This is a genomic window from Mycobacterium scrofulaceum (assembly GCF_002086735.1).
GTDB lineage: Bacteria > Actinomycetota > Actinomycetes > Mycobacteriales > Mycobacteriaceae > Mycobacterium > Mycobacterium scrofulaceum.
Window position 1 is genome coordinate 13,104 of record NZ_MVIJ01000057.1, and the last position, 16,990, is coordinate 30,093.

The 16,990-nt window shown below is 71.9% G+C and carries 16 protein-coding genes; 7 read left to right on the top strand and 9 right to left on the bottom strand.

The features are described from left to right. Positions 1-15 precede the first annotated feature (15 nt). Complete coding sequence (locus BST44_RS24890) at positions 16-1,548, top strand: sensor histidine kinase (protein WP_244184937.1); 1,533 nt, start codon at positions 16-18, stop codon at positions 1,546-1,548. Next, entirely contained in the window at positions 1,545-1,985 is a 441-nt protein-coding gene (locus tag BST44_RS24895) for a response regulator (RefSeq protein WP_083179655.1), read from the top strand. Before BST44_RS24890 ends, BST44_RS24895 begins: the two co-directional genes overlap by 4 nt. A 4-nt stretch (positions 1,986-1,989) precedes the next feature. On the opposite strand, the gene BST44_RS24900 is transcribed toward BST44_RS24895, so the two are convergent. Both BST44_RS24900 and BST44_RS24905 read right to left on the bottom strand, forming a co-directional pair. Further along, a complete protein-coding gene (locus tag BST44_RS24900) occupies positions 1,990-3,186 on the bottom strand; it encodes a CoA transferase (RefSeq protein WP_083179656.1) in 1,197 nt (398 codons plus the stop codon). Between the two features lie 13 nt (positions 3,187-3,199). After that, positions 3,200-4,114, bottom strand: a complete 915-nt coding sequence (locus tag BST44_RS24905; RefSeq protein ID WP_083179657.1) for a class I SAM-dependent methyltransferase — start codon at positions 4,112-4,114, stop codon at positions 3,200-3,202. 132 nt (positions 4,115-4,246) lie between these two features. On the opposite strand from BST44_RS24905, the gene BST44_RS24910 reads away from it, so the two are divergent. Both BST44_RS24910 and BST44_RS24915 read left to right on the top strand, forming a co-directional pair. Beyond that, on the top strand, positions 4,247-5,833 hold the full coding sequence (locus BST44_RS24910) for an AMP-binding protein (RefSeq protein WP_244184936.1): 1,587 nt from the start codon (positions 4,247-4,249) through the stop codon (positions 5,831-5,833). A gap of 81 nt (positions 5,834-5,914) precedes the next feature. After that, positions 5,915-6,553 (top strand): cation efflux transmembrane domain-containing protein, encoded by a 639-nt coding sequence (locus BST44_RS24915; protein WP_142274687.1) that lies wholly within the window; start codon positions 5,915-5,917, stop codon positions 6,551-6,553. 72 nt (positions 6,554-6,625) lie between these two features. Here the strand turns inward: BST44_RS24915 and ctpC are convergent, their stop codons facing one another. The 4 genes from ctpC to BST44_RS24935 all read right to left on the bottom strand — a co-directional run bounded on the left by ctpC (position 6,626) and on the right by BST44_RS24935 (position 11,357). Continuing rightward, positions 6,626-8,779 (bottom strand): manganese-exporting P-type ATPase CtpC, encoded by a 2,154-nt coding sequence (gene ctpC, locus BST44_RS24920; RefSeq protein WP_083179659.1) that lies wholly within the window; start codon positions 8,777-8,779, stop codon positions 6,626-6,628. A 9-nt stretch (positions 8,780-8,788) separates the two neighbouring features. Then, a complete protein-coding gene (locus BST44_RS24925; protein ID WP_083179660.1) occupies positions 8,789-9,070 on the bottom strand; it encodes a DUF1490 family protein in 282 nt (93 codons plus the stop codon). 110 nt (positions 9,071-9,180) lie between these two features. After that, complete coding sequence (locus tag BST44_RS24930) at positions 9,181-9,897, bottom strand: TIGR03089 family protein (RefSeq protein ID WP_083179661.1); 717 nt, start codon at positions 9,895-9,897, stop codon at positions 9,181-9,183. Next, a complete protein-coding gene (locus BST44_RS24935; RefSeq protein WP_083179662.1) occupies positions 9,885-11,357 on the bottom strand; it encodes an LCP family protein in 1,473 nt (490 codons plus the stop codon). The genes BST44_RS24930 and BST44_RS24935 overlap by 13 nt, the downstream gene beginning before the upstream one ends. Positions 11,358-11,455: 98 nt before the next feature. Here BST44_RS24935 and rfbD point away from each other — a divergent pair, with 98 nt between their 5' ends. The 3 genes from rfbD to manB are packed head-to-tail and all read left to right on the top strand — an operon-like array spanning position 11,456 to position 14,313. Beyond that, a complete protein-coding gene (gene rfbD, locus BST44_RS24940) occupies positions 11,456-12,352 on the top strand; it encodes a dTDP-4-dehydrorhamnose reductase (protein WP_083179663.1) in 897 nt (298 codons plus the stop codon). Next, on the top strand, positions 12,345-13,232 hold the full coding sequence (locus tag BST44_RS24945; RefSeq protein ID WP_083179664.1) for a glycosyltransferase family 2 protein: 888 nt from the start codon (positions 12,345-12,347) through the stop codon (positions 13,230-13,232). The genes rfbD and BST44_RS24945 overlap by 8 nt, the downstream gene beginning before the upstream one ends. Before the next feature lies 1 nt (position 13,233). Then, on the top strand, positions 13,234-14,313 hold the full coding sequence (gene manB, locus BST44_RS24950) for a mannose-1-phosphate guanylyltransferase (protein ID WP_083179665.1): 1,080 nt from the start codon (positions 13,234-13,236) through the stop codon (positions 14,311-14,313). A 51-nt stretch (positions 14,314-14,364) separates the two neighbouring features. Here the strand turns inward: manB and BST44_RS24955 are convergent, their stop codons facing one another. From BST44_RS24955 to BST44_RS24965, 3 genes are all read right to left on the bottom strand, one after another. After that, the gene (locus BST44_RS24955; RefSeq protein ID WP_083179670.1) at positions 14,365-14,910 is read right to left on the bottom strand and encodes an NUDIX hydrolase; all 546 of its coding nucleotides are present in this window, start codon (positions 14,908-14,910) and stop codon (positions 14,365-14,367) included. Beyond that, complete coding sequence (locus BST44_RS24960; RefSeq protein ID WP_083179666.1) at positions 14,907-16,493, bottom strand: Eco57I restriction-modification methylase domain-containing protein; 1,587 nt, start codon at positions 16,491-16,493, stop codon at positions 14,907-14,909. The genes BST44_RS24955 and BST44_RS24960 overlap by 4 nt, the downstream gene beginning before the upstream one ends. 10 nt (positions 16,494-16,503) lie before the next feature. Next, the coding region (locus tag BST44_RS24965; RefSeq protein WP_208619881.1) for a nitroreductase family protein at positions 16,504-16,990 on the bottom strand (487 nt) is incomplete at its 5' end.

The window sequence follows — 16,990 nt, forward strand, 5'->3', positions numbered from 1 at the left end:
CTCGTCCTGGTCAGCATGGGCGTGATGGTGCTCGCCGGCGCGCTGGTCGGCGCGGCGCTGCTCAACCGCACCGACGAGATGACGCACGAACTCGTCGACAACATCCAGCCGGCGCGCGTGGCGGCCTTCCAACTGCAGGCCGCGCTGCGCGACCAGGAGACCGGCATCCGTGGCTACCTGATCGCAGGCGACCGGCAGTTCCTCATGCCGTACTACGACGGGCAGCACAGCGAACAGGCCGCGGCGCAAGAGATCCGGCGCCGCCTGGGCGAGCGCCCCGACCTCATGGGCGACCTGGACGCGATCGAGGACGCCGCCACCAAGTGGCGGGCGAGCTATGCCGAACCGGTCATCGCCACGGTGCTGCCCAACGGCAAGAACGTCACCAGCAAGCCGTCGGCGGAGCGCGGCAAGGCCGAATTCGACCATCTGCGAACCCTTTTCGACAAGCAGGACGCGAACCTGTCGGCGGCGCGGGCGGCCGCCGCGGCCGAGCTCAAGCGCGTCGACGCCTGGCGCGACCGGGCCCTGGGGGCGATGGTGGTGCTGTTCTTCGTCACCGCCGGCGTGCTGGGGCTCCTGATCCGGGACACGGTCGCCCGCCCGCTGGCAGCGCTGGCCGCGGCGTGCCGGCGGATCACCCAGGGCAGCTTCGACGAGAGCATCTCGCCGCCGCGGCGGCCCAAGGACGTTCGCGACATGGCGCTTGACGTGGAGAACATGCGCAGGCGGATGGTCGAGGAGCTCGAGATCTCCCGTTCGGCGCAGGCGCAACTCGATGAGCAGGCGGCCGAATTGCGCCGGTCCAACACCGAGCTCGAACAGTTCGCCTACGTGGCGTCGCACGACCTGCAGGAGCCACTGCGCAAGGTCGCGTCCTTCTGTCAGCTGCTGGAGCGGCGCTACGGCGACCAGCTCGACGAGCGCGGCATCGAATACATCGGATTCGCGGTCGACGGCGCCAAACGGATGCAGGCGCTGATCAACGACCTGCTCACGTTCTCCCGCGTCGGCCGGCTCGGCACCACCGAAACCGACGTCAATCTCGACACCACGCTGGATTCCGGCCTGGCCAACCTGGCCACCGCGATCGAGGAGTCGGACGCCGAGATCGTGCGCCCCGACGCCCTGCCCCGGATCAAGGGCGATCCGATGCTGCTGACGATGCTGTGGCAGAACCTCATCGGCAATGCGGTGAAGTTCCGGCACAAGGATCGCCGGCCCCGCGTCGTCATCGAATGCGAACCGGGCACCGGCGGCCACGACGGCGAATGGGTGATCACCGTGTCGGACAACGGGATCGGCATTCCCCAGGAGTTCTCCGACAAGGTCTTCGTCATCTTCCAGCGCCTGCACGGCCGCGAGGTGTACGCGGGAACCGGGGTCGGCCTCGCGCTGGTCAAGAAGATCGTCGAGCACCATGGCGGGACCATCCGGATCGACCCCACCCGCACCGAGGGAACCCGGTTCGAGTTCACCCTGCCCATGCCCGCGCCCGAGCCCGTTGGCGAAGCAGACTCAGACGCTTTGGAAGGAGCGCATCAATGACATTAGAAAGCAGGGCGATCGACATCCTGCTCGTCGAGGACGACCCGGGGGACGAGCTCATCACGCGGGAAGCGTTCGAGCACAACAAGTTGCATAACCGGCTGCACGTCGCGCACGACGGCGAGGAAGGCCTCGACTACCTCTATCGGCGCGGTCCGTTCCAGGACGCGCCGCGGCCCGACCTCATCCTGCTGGACCTGAACCTGCCGAAATACGACGGGCGCCAGCTGCTGGAGAAGATCAAGTCCGACCCGGACCTGGCCCGGATCCCGGTCGTCGTGCTCACCACCTCCTCGGCGGAGGAAGACATCCTGCGCAGCTACAAGCTGCACGCCAACGCCTATGTCACCAAGCCGGTCGACCTGGACCAGTTCATGAAGGCGGTCCGGCAGATCGACGAGTTCTTCGTCCAGGTGGTGCGGCTGCCCAGCCAGTGACGGCTTATGGGGTGGTGGTTTGCGGGGCGGTGAGGAACTCCTCGTTGTGCTGCCCCGGCGCCGGCGGCGGTTCGGCGGCCGCCGCGTCGAAGCTCGAGTAGCGCGCCGGCATGCGGACCACCGTGACCGCGTCGCCGCCGGCGCCCACCCGCAGCGCGAGCTCGTTCTCGGCGAACAGCGGGGTGTCCACCACCTGCTTCCAGGTGTAGGCGAGGCAGGCCATCAGGCCGCCCTGCTGCAGCAGCTCAACCCATTCCGCCGCGGTCTTGGCGGCCAGCGCCGACTCGAGCTCCTCGGTCAACTCCGGGTAATTCATTGCGCGCGAACGCTGGTCGACGAACCGCTCGTCGGTCAGCAGGTCCGGCCGGCCGATGAGCTGGCACAGCTTCGCCCAGTGCTTGGGCACGTACGCGCTGATCACCAGGTACCCGTCGGCGGCCCTGAACGCGTCGGAGGGCTGGGTGGCGAAGCCGACTCCCTTGCGCCGCTTGGGTTTCGGCGTCGCATCGGGCTTGGGCGCCTCGCTCGGCTTGTTCAGGTGGATCGTGAGCTGGCCGGCCTGCAGGTTGACCGCGACGTCATACATGGCGACCCGCACCACGTCGGCCACGCCGTGGCGCTCCCGGTTGAGCAGCGCGGCCAGCACCGCCTGCGCCAGCACGTGGCCGCTGGCGGCGTCGACGAGCTGGAAGGGGATGATCTGCGGTTTGCCGGTCGGCGTCGGCATGCCGGTGGTCATGCCGGATTCGGCCGCGACCATCAGGTCGACGCCCGGCCTGCTGCCGTGCGGTCCGTTGCCGCCGTAGGCCGACAGCCGCGCGTAGACGAGTTTCGGGTTGCGGGCGCGCAATTCGTCGGGACCCAGGCCCATGCGCTCCATCACGCCCGGGCGGAACCCTTCCAGCACCACGTCGGCGGTGTCGGCCAGCCGCAGGATCTGTTGCTTGGCCTGGTCGTCGGTGAGGTCCACCGCCACCGATTTCTTGCCCCGGTTGTGCGGCAGGAACAGCGTGGGCAGCGGCGGGCGCCCGGGCAGCACCGCCGTGATCTGCCGGGCCGCCTCACCCAGGGGCGCCTCGACCTTGATCACCTCGGCGCCCAGGTCGGCCAGCACCTGCCCGGCCAGCGGGCCGGCGATGTTCTGGGTGAAATCCAGTACCCGGAACCCGTCAAGTGGCTTGGCGGGCGTGCTGTCTGCCATGGGTGGCCTTCCGTCAACGGGCCGTGTGCAACTCCGCGATGCAGTAGTAGTTCTGCGCGAACGGCGCACCGGGGTCGGTGCGCTGCAAAGGTAACCCGTTGTCGGCCAACAACTGATTCAGGGGTGTGCGAACCGGGCGCCAGCCGTGCCGCTCCAGGTACGTCCCCGCGTCGTTGCGCTCGCCCGGGAAGCCCAGGTCGCCCAGCGCGATGTCCAGGCCGTTCTCCCGCCACTTCTGGCTGGCGGCGTTCAAGGCGTCCCCGTTGTCGCCGGAGTTGATGAAGACCTCGGCCACCAGCCGGCTGCCGTCGGCGCTGAGCGCGGTGATGTCGTCGAGCAGCCGGTCCTGCGCCTCGGGCGGCAGGAAGCCGAGCAGGCCCTCGGCGGCCCAGGCGGTCGGCCGCCCGGTGTCGAACCCGGCCTCACGCAGCGCCGCCGGCCAGTCGTGGCGCAGGTCGATCGGGACGGCGCGGACCTCGGCGGTGGGCTCGGCGCCCAGCTCGGCGATGGTGGCGGTCTTGAACTCGATGACCTGCGGCTGGTCGATCTCGAACACCGTGGTGCCCGCCGCCCAGGGCAACCGATAGGCGCGCGCGTCCAGGCCGGAGGCCAGGATGACCACCTGGCGGATGCCGGTCTCGCCGGCCTCGGCGAAGAACGCGTCGATGTAGCGCGTGCGCGCGGCCAACATGTCGGTCATGCGTTGCATGCCCCACGGCGCGCCGGGCTCGTCGACGTCTGCCGAGCTCAGTTCGCCGGCGGCCCATCGCGTCATGAAGTCGACGCCGACGGCGCGCACCAGGGGCTCGGCGAACGGATCGTCGATCAACCCGTCGCGGGTGGCCCTGGCCCGCCCGGCCGCCACCATGGTGGCGGTGGCCCCCACGCTCGTGGCCAAATCCCAGCTGTCGTTGTCGGTGCGCGTCATCGTCAGTGCCCTTTCGGTGGAGTCGTTAACCAGAGTAACGATGGTGACGAAAGACCCACCCGGTAGTGGCGTTGCGCCCTTCTCGGCGGCCGGGGCGGGCGGCAGCATCGAGGCGTGCAGATTCTTCGGCGCGTGGATTTGGAAGCCCGGTCACTGCTGCTGTACGCCCGGTCCGGGGGATTGCGGTGGGTCCCGCCCGGCCGGGTCGTGCCGGTGCTGCGCGCCGTGCGCCGCTACGGACTGCTCGGCGCGGCGACGGCGATCGCCGCCGGGCGGGACCGCGACGGGGTGGCGCTGATCGACGAGCGGGGCCCCCTCACGTTCGGCGAGCTCGACGAGCGGACCAACGCGCTGGCCGGCGAGTGGCGGCGGCGCGGCCTCGGCCCGGGCGCGGCCGTGGCGATCCTGGTGGGCAACCACCGCGGCTTCCTGGAGGCGGTCTACGGCGCCGCCAAGTGCGGCGCCGGCGTCTTGCTGCTCAACACCGGCTTCGGCGCCGCGCAGCTGGCCGGGATGCTCGCCTCCGAACGCGCCGACCTGCTGGTGTACGACGAGGAGTACGGCGCGGTCGTCGGGGACGTCGAGCTCCGGCTGGGCCGGATCCGGGCCTGGACGGATAAGCCCGCGCCCGACACCCTGGACGCGCTGATCGAGCGCGGCGACCCCAGCCCGCCGCCCCCGTCCGGTGGTCGGCCCGCGATCGTCATCTCGACCAGCGGGACGACGGGAACCCCGAAGGGTGCCACCCGTTCGGAGCCCTCTTCGCTGATACCGGTCGGCGGCCTGCTCGGCAAGGTGCCGTTCCGTGGCCGGGAAGTCACCGAATGCTGTGTGCCGCTGTTTCATTCGATGGGTTTCAGCCACGCGATGTATGCGATGGTGCTGGGTTCGACCCTGGTGCTGCGCCGCCATTTCGACGCCCGCCAGGCGCTGGCCGGGGTGGCCGCGCATCGGGCGAGCGCGATGATCGTCGTACCGATCATGTTGCGGCGCATCCTCGATCTGGGGCCGGCGGCCCTGGCCGAACTCGACCTGTCGTCGCTGCGCATCGTGTTCGTCGGCGGTTCCCAGCTGGGGGCCGCGCTGGCCACTCAAGCGCTCGCGACGCTCGGCCCGGTGGTCTACAACATGTACGGGTCCACCGAGGTCGCCTACGCCACCATCGCCACGCCCGCCGACCTGGCCGCCGCGCCCGGCTGCGTCGGAGCGGTGGTGCCCGGCTCGGTCGTCAAAATTCTCACCGGCGACGGCCAGGGGGTCCCACCGGGAACGCCGGGGCGGATCTTCGTCGGCAACGTGCTCGCCTTCGAGGGATACACCGGCGGCGGCACCAAGGAATCCATCGATGGCCTGATGTCCACCGGCGACATCGGCCATTTCGATTCCGAGGGCAGGCTTTTCATCGACGGGCGCGCCGACGACATGATCGTCTCCGGCGGGGAGAACGTGTACCCCGGCGAGGTGGAAGAGGCGCTCGCGCACCATCCCGACGTCCTGGAGGCCGCGGTGGTCGGCGTCGACGACGAAGAGTTCGGCCAGCGGTTGCGCGCCTACGTCGTGGTCCGCCCGGGCGCCGCGCTGACCGAGCGCGACGTCCAGGAGTACGTCCGGAACCGCTTGGCGCGCTTCAAGATTCCGCGCGATGTCCGCTTCGTCGACGCGCTGCCCCGCAACGCGGGCGGCAAGGTGCTCAAGCGGGTGCTGACCCGCCAGGTTTGACACGGTTGTGTTACCACCGGGTGTCGAGGCTCGCGGCCGTCCACGATCGCCGCTACCCTCGCGCAGGTGACCACATCCTCGCTGACCGCCCATGAATGCGCCGTCGCCGCGACGCGCGACGCCGGGTGGCGGCGCGACGCGGGGTGGGCGCGCCGCCTGGCCTGGATCAGCCTGGTTGCGGTCCTCGTCGAGGGTGGCATCGGCCTGTGGCAGGGGTTGGCGGTCGGCTCGGTGGCGCTGACCGGGTGGGCCCTCGGCGGGCTGTCCGAGGCCCTGGCCAGCGCGATGGTGGTGTGGCGGTTCAGCGGGTCGCGGACCTATTCCGCGGGCGCCGAGCGGCGCGCGCAACAGGGTGTGGCGCTGTCGTTCTGGCTGACCGCTCCCTACATCGCCGCCGAATCGATTCGCGAGCTCACCGGTGAGCAGCACGCCGAAACGTCGGCGATCGGCATCGCGCTGACGGCGGCCGGGCTGCTGGTCATGCCGGTCCTCGGCCGGGCCAACCGCCGGCTGGGCGCGCGGCTGGATTCGGGGGCCACCGAGGCCGAGGGCATCCAGAACTACCTGTGCGGCGCTCAGGCGGCCGGGGTGCTCGTGGGGCTCGCCGCGACCGCGCTGTGGTCCGGCGGCTGGCGGATCGACCCGGTGGTCGGGCTGGTCATCGCCGGCGCCGCGGCGTGGCAGGGCGTGCGGGCCTGGCGCGGCCACGACTGCTGCTAGTTCCCGCCGCGAAACTGTATCCCGCGACGCGTTCGCCGAGGGATGCCGTCGCCAGTTGCGGTCTCGCGGCGGTTAAAGCCGATACCTGATCAGCCGGGAACTGTTGGCCACCACCGCCACCGACGACGCGTTGTGCAGGATCGCGGCCAGCACCGGGGACAGCGCCCCGCCCGCACCGATGATCAGCCCGGCGGCGTTCACCGCGATGGACATGCCGTAGTTCTCCCGGATGACGTCGACGGCGCGGGCGCCCAGGTCCCGCACGTCGAGCAGGCGGTGCAGGTCGTCGTTGGCCAGCGCCACGTCCGCGGTCTCGACCGCGACGTCGGTTCCGGCCAGGCCCATGGCGATCCCGATGTCGGCGGCCGCCAGCGCCGGGGCGTCGTTGATGCCGTCGCCGACCATGCCGACCACGTAGCCGTCGTCCTGCAGCCCGCGCACCACCTCGAGCTTGTCCTCGGGCATCACCTCGGCGCGCCACTCGTCGATCCCCAGCTCCTCGGCGACCACCTGCGCGATGTCCGGGTGGTCGCCGGTCAGCATGACGATCCGGCGAATGCCGTTGTCCCGCAATTGCTTGAGCACCTCGACGGCCTCGGTCCGCACCTCGTCGCGCAGGCTGATCAGCCCCACCAGCTTGCCGTCGACCGCCAGCAACAGCGGGGTCTCGGCCTGCCGCCGCAGCCGGTCCACCCAATCCGACGCCTTCTTGGACACCCGCACGCTCTCGGCGCGCAACAGCCCGGGGCTGCCCAGCAGCAGGGTGCGGCCGTCGGCCCAGGTGCGCATGCCCAGGCCCACCAGGACCTCGCATTCCTCGTGCGGCGGGATGGTGATGTGGCGCTCCTCGGTCGAGCGGATCACCGCCTCGGCCAGCGGATGCCGGGAGTGGATCTCCGAGCTCGCCGCGTACGCCAGCACCTGCTCCGGCTCCCAATCCTTGTGCAGTGCAATGATATTGGTGACCACCGGGCGGCCGACGGTCAGCGTTCCGGTCTTGTCGAAGACGATTGCGTCCACCCGGCCGGCCTGTTCGAGGTGCGAGCCGCCCTTGATCAGGATGCCGCGGCGCGCCCCGTTGCCGATCGCGGCGCTGATCGCGGTCGGGGTGGACAGGCCCACCGCGCAGGGGCAGGCGATCAACAGCATCGTCATCGCGCGACGCACGTCGCCGGTGACCGCCAGGGTGAGGGCCGAGACGATGAACGAGGTGGGCACGAAGCGCCGGGAGAAGTTCTCGCCGACGGTCTGGATCGGCGCCCGGTCGTGTTGGGCCTCCTCGACCCGGCTGATGATGCGCCCGATCGCGGTCTGGTTGCCGACGGCCTCGGCGCGCACCACCAGGCGCCCGCGCACCACGACCGAGCCGGCGTGCACGTGCGCGCCGGCGACGACGGAAACGGGCAGGTTCTCGCCGGTGATCGCGGACTGGTTGACGATGGCCTCGCCGTCGACCACCTCGCCGTCCACCGGTATGGCGACGTGGTCGTGAATGATCACCTCGTCGCCGATCTGCACGCTGTCGATGGGCACCTGGACCTCGGCCCCGTCCGCCAGGCGGATCCACGCGGTGTCCTGGCTGCCCCGCAGTAGCTCCGAGATGGCCCGCCGGGTGCGGCGCAGGGTCAGGTCCTGCAGGTACTCGCCGATGTTGAGCAGCCACAGCACCGTCAGCGCCACCACGTTCTCGCGCAGCACCAGGCTCGCCACCGTGGCCGCCGACACCAGGGCGTCGGTGCCGGCCCTCCCGGAGCGCAGCGAGCGCAGCGCGCCGCGCAGGAAGGGGTAGCCGGTGAAGATGGTGACGCCGGTGGCCAGTGCCCGCCCGTTCGGGCCGAGCAGCGGCGGCCGGGCGAAGACGTAGCGGCGCACGCCCAGCAGGGCCAGCGCCGCCCCGCCGACGACCATCCGCAACACGTCGGTGTTGCGGATCTCCGCCGAATGCGGCGCGCGGGCCGGGATCAGCTCGGCGGCGACGTGTGCGGCGGAGCTGATCGCGCCCAGCACCGCGGAGCGATCGCAGCGGCGGGGTGAATACCAGACGACCACCGATCCGGTCCGCGGGTAGGCGTGCACAACCCGCACGCCCTCCTGCTGGGCGACGGCCTCCTCGACCGCCACGGCGCGCCGGGAGTCGCCGCGCACCCAGCCGGCGGACACCCGCATGCGGCCGGCGGCGTCCGAGACGACGGCCAGGGTGGGGTCGTCGGTGATCGCGAGGGTCATGCCCACGGATCAGTGCTCGTGGTCGTGACCGTTACCGACGGCGGGCGTGGGCGCCTCCTCGCCGACGCGCTCGCGGGCCTCGGCCATCACGTCGGAGATCTTCAGCCGCGCCGACTCGGCGGCCTCCTCGGCCTTGCGGGTGCCGCGCAGCCCCAGTTCGGCGGCCGACACGGCGGTCTCGTGCAGGGGGGCCTTGGCCACGGCCTTGCGCACCACTTCGTAGGCCGTCACGCCGACGAGGCCGGTGACCACCGTCGATGCCGCTTTCGCCAAGAGTGCGTACCCCGCCATTGCCCGGACCTCCCTGTCGTCGTTGCGTCGATGAATGCTCGCTCGACGTTAACATTGAAATATAGCGATATCAATATGAATCATCGGCGGCTTGGTGGGTCCGGGGAGGCCTACAGCACGCGGGTGACCTTTTCGGTCTCGACCCTGCGCCGCTGCGCCGACGGGTCGGGATTGGCCACCTGCACCAGCGACCCGCCGACGGCCAGGATCGCGAGCAGGCCGTCCACCAACTCGTCGGGCCCGGACCACGCCGCGGTGGAAAGCACCCGGTCGGTGGCCGTCAATCCCCGTGCGGCGGCTGAACTTTGACACTCGGCGAGGACCTCGTCGACCGATCGCCCGGCGAGCGCCGGGCCGGGACGGCGTTCGGCGACGATCTGGTCGCCGTGCACGCGCACCGCCGTGGCGTAGTCGGTGACACCGATCGGCAGGTCGGGGACCGGGCGCCCGAACGGATCCAGCGACAGCACCGCGACCTCCCCGGCCGCGGCCGCCTCCGCCTCGTCCAGCCGGTCGGCGGTGCACAGCGCCAGGTCCGCCCCGCCCGGTTCGAGCACCGCCTCGGCCCCGATCCACCACACCCCGAACAACACCGCCGCCGTCTGCCAGTGCGCCGGCAACAGGATCGCCACCCGGCTGCCCGGCCCGGCGCCCAGCTCGTCGCGTAACAGGTTGCCCGTCTTGGCCGCCCAGTTGGCCAGGGTCGCCGCGGACAGCTCGATGCGCTCGCCGGTCGCGTCGTCGTAGTAGGTGATCCGCGGGCCGACCGGGTCGGCCCGCAGCAGCGGATCCAGGACGGCGCCCGACAGCGTGCTCAGTTGATGCACTCGGGCTTGTCGGAACCGGCGGTCAGGATCGGTGAGGGCGCCGGGACGTTCGGGTCGGCCGCCACCGCGCCGACGTTGGACACCCGGGCCGGCATCACCGTCGCGGTGCCGGAAAGCCCCGAGCCGGGGCCGCTGTAGTCGTTGGCCAGCACCACCTTGACCGAGCCGGCCGCGACCGACGGATCGGCGACGACCGGCAGCCCGCCCAACTCCTTGGACACCTCCTGGGCGCCCAGGTCGTCGGTCTTGGCGGCCCGCACCTGGCTGCCCTTGACGTGGCCGCTGTCGTTGTTGCCGACCGTGCCGGCGCCGAATCCCTTGGCGGTCAACACCTGCGAGACCGCCGACGCCAGCCCGTTGATGTCGGTGTCGTTGACCACGCTGGCGGTGGTCTTCGCCGGGGTGTAGGCGACCTCCTCGGTCTTGCCCTGCTCCTGCTCGTGCAGCAGCCCGCTGACCCAGTCCTGCACCTGGCGCGGGTCCACCCGCACCACGCTCTGCATGCCGTCGTCACTCCAGCCGGCACCGTCGAGCACCGGGATGGTGGCGAACGCGACGTTGCCGCCGGCCAGCTTCTGCATCTGCTGGACGAAATCCATGACGTCCCAACCCGAGGAGATCACCACCGAGCGCTGCACGGCCGCCTCCAGCCGCCTGAGCGTGGCGGGGCTGGACAGCGTCTTGCCGGAGATGACCCGGTGGGCCAGCGAGGCCATCACCACCTGCTGCCGCACCACCCGGTCCAGGTCGCCGCGCGGCAGCTCGTGGCGCTGCCGGACGAAGCTGAGCGCCTCCGGGCCGTCGAGGCGCTGCGGGCCGGCCGGGAAGTCGGCGCCCGAAAGCGGTTCGAACACCGGCTCTTTGAGGCAGACGTCCACGCCGCCCAGCGCGTCGGTGATCAAGGAGAACCCGAGCAGGCCGATCTCGGCATAGTGGTCGACGGTGACGCCGGTCAGGTCCGCGACGGTCTTGATCAGCGCCTCGCGACCGGCCTCGGTGCCCTGCGCCGCGGCGTCCTCGGCCGAGTCGCCGGCCTTGACCAGGTTGACGCGCTTGGCCTCGCGCGTCTGGCCGTAGACGCCGTTGATCTTCGTCTTGCCCAGGCCCGGGGCCGCCACGTAGGAGTCGCGGGGAATCGAGATCGCGGTCGCGGACTTCCCGTTGTTGGGGATGCGGATCAGGATGATCGTGTCGGTGTTGGTCGCCTCCTCGTCGCCGGCCCGCAGGGTGGCCAGTTCCTCGGCGGACAGCGGATTGCCGTGGGCGTCGGTGCGGCTGTCCATGCCGACCAGCAGGATGTCGATCGCGCCGTCGTCGCCGCCCTTGCCGAGCGAGGGTGCGGACATGTGAAAGATGCCGTCCTCGAAGGAGCGGACGTTGCTCCACGCCAGCCCGGTGCCGAGGACGACCGCGAGCGTGAGCGCAGTGGCAATCACACGAATCACACGTTGCACAGGCATCCCACTAGGTTACTTGCGACACAGGCGCTTCGCGGGTAGCTCACCCCCGCGCGCCCCGGGCGTCACCCGCGCTTCCCCCCGCATGCCAGACTCGAACCATGTCGAGCAGGATCGTGATCGCCGGCGGCGGGGGCCAGCTGGGCGGCTTTTTGCGCTCGCTGGCGGGCAGTCAGGGCCGCGACGTGCTGGCGCTGACGTCGTCGGAGTGGGACATCACCGACCCCGCCGCCGCCGAGCGGATCGTCGAGCCCGGCGACGTGGTGATCAACTGCGCGGCATACACGAACGTCGACGGCGCCGAGAGCGACGAGGCCGGCGCCTACGCCGTCAACGCCGCCGGCCCGGAGAACATCGCGAAGGCCTGCGCGCGCGCCGGCGCCCGGTTCCTCCACGTCTCCACCGACTACGTCTTCGGCGGCGACCTCGACGGCGGCGCGGTCCCGCGTCCCTACGAGCCCAGCGATCCGACGGCCCCGGCGGGCGTGTACGGCCGCAGCAAGCTCGCGGGGGAGCGGGCCGTGCTGGCGGCGCTGCCCGAGGCGGTCGTGGTGCGGACCGCCTGGGTGTACACCGGCGGCGACGGCAAGGACTTCGTCGCGGTGATGCGCCGGCTGGCCGCGGGCGACGGCCCGGTGAAGGTGGTCGCCGACCAGGTCGGTTCGCCGACGTACGTGGGCGACCTGGCCGCGGCGCTGCTGCAGATCGTCGACGACAACGTGCCGGGGCCCATCCTGCACGCCGCCAACGAGGGCGCGGTGTCCCGTTTCGAACAGACCCGGGCGATCTTCGCCGAATGCGGCGCGGACCCGGAGCGGGTGCTGCCGGTCAGCACCGCGGAATTCCCCCGCCCCGCACCGCGCCCGGCCTACTCGGCGCTGTCGAGCCGCGAATCCGCCGCGGCCGGGCTGCGGCCGTTACGGCCCTGGCGCGCTGCGCTCGTCGCGGCGCTGGCCGCCTCTGCCGGTGATCGACCGTTACCCTCTACGCGTGACTGACGTCCTGCCGGTCGTGACGGTGACCTACTCGCCGGGCCCACACCTCGAGCGGTTCCTGGCCTCGCTGTCGCTGGCCACCGAGCGCCCGGTCTGCGTGCTGATGGCCGACAACGGCTCCACCGACGGCACCCCGGAGGCCGCCCTCGGGCGCTACCCGAACGTGCGGTTGTTCCACACCGGGGCCAACCTCGGGTACGGCACCGCGGTCAACCGCGCCGTCGCGCAGCTGGACGACGACGACGATTGGGTGATCGTCGCCAACCCGGACGTGCAGTGGGGTCCGGGCAGCATCGACGCCCTGCTGGACGCCGCCACCCGATGGCCGCGCGCCGGCGCCCTGGGCCCGCTCATCCGCGACCCCGACGGCTCGGTGTACCCGTCGGCGCGCCACCTGCCCAGCCTCGTCCGGGGCGGCATGCACGCGGTGGTCGGCCCGATCTGGAAGCGCAACCCGTGGACGGCGGCCTACCGCCAGGAGCGGCTGGAGCCCACCGAACGCCCGGTGGGCTGGCTGTCGGGGTCGTGCCTGCTGGTCCGCCGGTCCGCCTTCGCCCAAGTCGGTGGGTTCGACGAGCGCTACTTCATGTATATGGAGGACGTCGACCTCGGGGACCGGCTGGGCCGGGCCGGCTGGCTGAGCGTCTACGTGCCGTCGGCCGAGGTGCTGCACCACAAGGGCCATTCCACCGGCGACGACCCGGCCAGCCACCTAGCGGCCCACCACCGGAGCACCTACCTGTTCCTGGCCGACCGGCATTCGGGTTGGTGGCGGGCGCCGCTGCGCTGGACGCTGCGGGCCTCGCTGGCGCTGCGGTCCCGCCTGATGGTGCGTGGCGCGCTGCGCAGTCGGAGACGGAAAGTGGCGGAAGGGCGGCGCTGAGATGGCTAACCCACAGGTCGATGCCGTGGTTCTGGTGGGCGGCAAGGGCACCCGGCTGCGGCCGCTGACGCTGTCGGCGCCCAAGCCCATGCTGCCCACCGCCGGGCTGCCGTTCCTGACCCACCTGCTGTCGCGGATCGCCGCGGCGGGCATCGAGCACGTCGTCCTGAGCACCTCGTATCAGGCCCAGGTGTTCGAGGCCGAGTTCGGCGACGGGTCCAAGCTGGGCCTGCAGATCGACTACGTGACCGAGGAGCGCCCGCTGGGCACCGGCGGCGGTATCGCCAACGTCGCCGGCCAGCTACGCCACGACACCGTCATGGTCTTCAACGGCGACGTGCTCTCGGGCGCCGACCTGGGCCAGATGATCGACTTCCACCGCGCCCAGCAGGCCGACGTCACCCTGCACCTGGTGCGGGTGGGCGACCCGCGGGCCTTCGGCTGCGTCACCACCGACGAGGACGGCCGGGTCACCGCGTTCCTGGAGAAGACGCAGGACCCGCCGACCGACCAGATCAACGCCGGCACCTACATCTTCAAGCGCGCGGTCATCGACCGGATCCCGCGTGGCCGCGAGGTGTCGGTCGAGCGCGAGGTGTTCCCGGCCCTGCTCTCCGATCCCGCCGTCAAGGTGTGCGGCTACGTCGACGCCACGTACTGGCGGGACATGGGCACCCCGGAGGACTTCGTGCGCGGGTCGGCGGACCTGGTGCGGGGCATCGCACCGTCGCCGGCGCTGCACGGCCATCGCGGCGAGCAACTGGTGCACGACGGCGCGGCGGTGTCCCCGGGCGCGGTGCTGATCGGCGGCACGGTCGTCGGGCGCGGCGCCGAGATCGGGCCCGGCGTGCGGCTGGACGGCGCGGTGATCTTCGACGGCGTCAAGGTCGAGGCCGGCAGCGTGATCGAGCGCTCCATCATCGGCTTCGGGGCGCGCATCGGCCCGCGTGCGCTGATTCGCGACGGCGTGATCGGCGACGGCGCCGACATCGGCGCGCGCTGCGAGTTGCTGCGCGGCGCGCGGGTGTGGCCCGGCGTGTCGATTCCCGACGGCGGCATCCGGTACTCGTCCGACGTCTAGACCTCCCCGCCGAGCGCCCGGCCAGCCGGGCACTCGCCCCCGAAACCGCGGTTAGCCGGGCGGGCGGCGTCCGAGGGCCCGTGCCACCAGATACGCCAGGGCGTGGTCGGTGCCGTCGGGCAGCGCGTCGGCGGGCCACCACCGCAGGTCGTCGGACTCGTCGCTGATCGCGATCCGCGCGCCGGCGGGCGCGCGCGCCACGAACTGCAGGTCCAGGTGCCGGGTGGGCACGCCCAGCGAGCAGGTGACCGGATGAACGTGCACGGCCGCCAATTCCGGTTCGATGCGCAAACCGTCGACGCCGGATTCCTCGGTGGCCTCGCGCAGCGCGGCGACGACGACGTCGGGGTCGTCGTCGCAGTGGCCGCCCAGTTGCACCCAGCGGCCCACGCGGGGATGCAGGGTCAGCAACACCCGGTCGCCGGTGTGGTCGAGCACCAGGGCCGAGGCGGTGACGTGGCCCGGAGCACACTCGCGGCGGCAGGCGTCGGGGCGGGCGAGCACGAACGCGAGCACCGCGTGCCGCAGCGAATCCTGCGCCGGGTCGGGGGCCCGCCAGTCGGACAGCAGCGCGATCGCCGACTCCCGCACGCTCATCGGGCACCCCGCCGGGTGCGGCGATCCCGCAGCGCGGCCCACGCGGCGCGGCATCGCGCGACCGCCCCGGGCTCGAGGCCCAGCCCGTCGATCAGGACGTGGCGGTCGACGAGGTCGAGCGCCTTCTCGGTCTCGCCGGCCTTCAGCAGCAGGTCGACGTCGCAGGCGAGCCCCGCGCCGGCGAGCGCCGGTGGGGGAATGGGCAGCTGTTCGGCCTCGCGGGGCTCCAGCTCGAGGATGCCCCCGCCGTAGCTGCGGCCGACGATCTCGGCGAAGGCGAACGTCACGCTGTTGTGGAACGCCGCCGCCAGCGCCGTCGCGTCGTCGAAATCGGGGTTGGCGGCGAGCCGCACGCGGTGCACCGTGTCGGTGCTCGTCGCCGCGGCGGCGTTGACGGTCAACCGCGGCGCCAGGTGGATCTGGCGCAGCAGGAACAGGTCGGGTGTCCACAGCGACGGCGTGGTCCACCACGGCGTGCGGATCGAGCACTTGTAGCCGCGGTGCACGCCTGCGGACTCGCCGGCCTCGATGTGTGCCAGCAGGGCGGGGTCGGCCGGGTCGCGCGGCGCGTTGAGCAGCCAGCCGCGGTGCCCGGCGCCGAGATCGCCCGTCCGGCAGTCGGTGTCGTAGACCAACCCCGACAGCTGGGCGCTGCGCGAGACGAGCGGGACGCAGTGGGGGAGCAGCCCGAGCTCGCGGGCCCGCGCGTCGGTGAACGTGAAGAAGCTGTTGCGGCCCGTCACGATGCCCACGTCCACGTCGGCGATGGCCCCGAGCCGGGTCATCGCGGTCGACGCCTTGAGCGTGCGCAGCAGCCGGATCGCGGCCGGGTCGAGGAAGTACTTGGTCCACTTCTCGTTCTCGTGCAGCAGCGCGGGCGCCGCTTCGACGTCCAGGTCCGCGCCGGCCAGCGCATCGGCGTCGGCGAGGTGGACGGTGCGGACCCGGGCCGGCCCCGCGCCGGCGACCCCGCAGAACAACACGACCTCCTGCAGGACGCCGTCGAACACCAAGCGCTCGAACGTCACCAGCGTGATGTCGCGAAACCGGCTCAGCAGGAACTCGCGCAGCGGTGCGGCGTAGCCGACCTGGAGCAACTCGGCGGGAAGGACCAGGCCCACCCGGCCGCCGTCGCGCACCAGGATCGAGCCGGCCACCACGAACGGGACCCAGGCGTTGGTCAGCCGCGTGGGCCGCAAGCCCTCGCGCCGCATCAGCCCCAGCGCCGGCTCGCGCTGCTCGCCCGCCCAGTTGCCGAACCGGATGTAGGGCGGGTTCCCCGCGACCCCGTCCCACCCGCCGGGCTCAGCGGTGGCGAGCCAGGCGAACAGGTTCGCGGCGTCGACGGGGGCGAATTCCCTTGCCTTGGCGGCCTCCCCGGCGACCAGCTCGACGCCGCGGGGCCGGCCGCCCAGGCGGGCCAGCTCGCGCAGGATCGCGCCGTCGCCGCAGGAAGGTTCCAGGATTCGCGGGCCGGCCTCGCGCACCCAGCGGGCCAGGAACCGGGCCACGGGCGCCGGCGTGTAGTAGCCGCCGCGGGCCTTCTCGGCGGACGCCGCCGCCTTGCCCGCGAACGTTTTCATCGGCTCAGTATCACTTGCGGATCAACAGATCTCCGGGGTCCGCAGCGTCGCGCGGCCCGGCGGGTTCCTCGGGGTAGCCGATCGCGACGGCGCCCAACGGCTGCCAATCGGCGGGCAGGTCGAGTTCCGCGCGCACCAGGTCGGCGGCGAAGATCGTGGAGCCGATCCAGCAGCTGCCCACCCCGCGCACCGCCAGCGCGACCAGCAGCCCCTGCACGGCCGCCCCGACCGCGACCGTGAACATGGTGTGCTCGGCGCCGGTGCGGGCGGCGTCGGGATAGCTGTGCGCGCCCTCGGGGACCAGCATCGGGATGACGACCTCGGGTGCGTCGTAAAGGATCTGGCCGCGCGCCACGCGGCGCTCCACCGCGTCCGCTGGCCGCCCGTCGCCGGCGAGATCGGACCGCCACTTGTCCTTCATGCGGTCCAGCAGCCGCAGCCGGACATCGCGGGTCTGCAGCCAGACGAACCGCACCGGGCGGGTGTGGTGGGGGGCC

Coding starts and splice junctions, on each gene's coding strand:
- BST44_RS24895 (WP_083179655.1), top strand. CDS start 1,545: ATGACATTAGAAAGCAGGGCGATCGACATCCTGCTCGTCGAGGACGAC.
- manB (WP_083179665.1), top strand. CDS start 13,234: ATGGCTAACCCACAGGTCGATGCCGTGGTTCTGGTGGGCGGCAAGGGC.
- BST44_RS24935 (WP_083179662.1), bottom strand. CDS start 11,357: ATGCCTGTGCAACGTGTGATTCGTGTGATTGCCACTGCGCTCACGCTC.
- ctpC (WP_083179659.1), bottom strand. CDS start 8,779: ATGACCCTCGCGATCACCGACGACCCCACCCTGGCCGTCGTCTCGGAC.
- BST44_RS24955 (WP_083179670.1), bottom strand. CDS start 14,910: ATGAGCGTGCGGGAGTCGGCGATCGCGCTGCTGTCCGACTGGCGGGCC.
- BST44_RS24905 (WP_083179657.1), bottom strand. CDS start 4,114: ATGACGCGCACCGACAACGACAGCTGGGATTTGGCCACGAGCGTGGGG.
- BST44_RS24890 (WP_244184937.1), top strand. CDS start 16: ATGGGCGTGATGGTGCTCGCCGGCGCGCTGGTCGGCGCGGCGCTGCTC.
- BST44_RS24925 (WP_083179660.1), bottom strand. CDS start 9,070: ATGGCGGGGTACGCACTCTTGGCGAAAGCGGCATCGACGGTGGTCACC.
- rfbD (WP_083179663.1), top strand. CDS start 11,456: ATGTCGAGCAGGATCGTGATCGCCGGCGGCGGGGGCCAGCTGGGCGGC.
- BST44_RS24960 (WP_083179666.1), bottom strand. CDS start 16,493: ATGAAAACGTTCGCGGGCAAGGCGGCGGCGTCCGCCGAGAAGGCCCGC.
- BST44_RS24900 (WP_083179656.1), bottom strand. CDS start 3,186: ATGGCAGACAGCACGCCCGCCAAGCCACTTGACGGGTTCCGGGTACTG.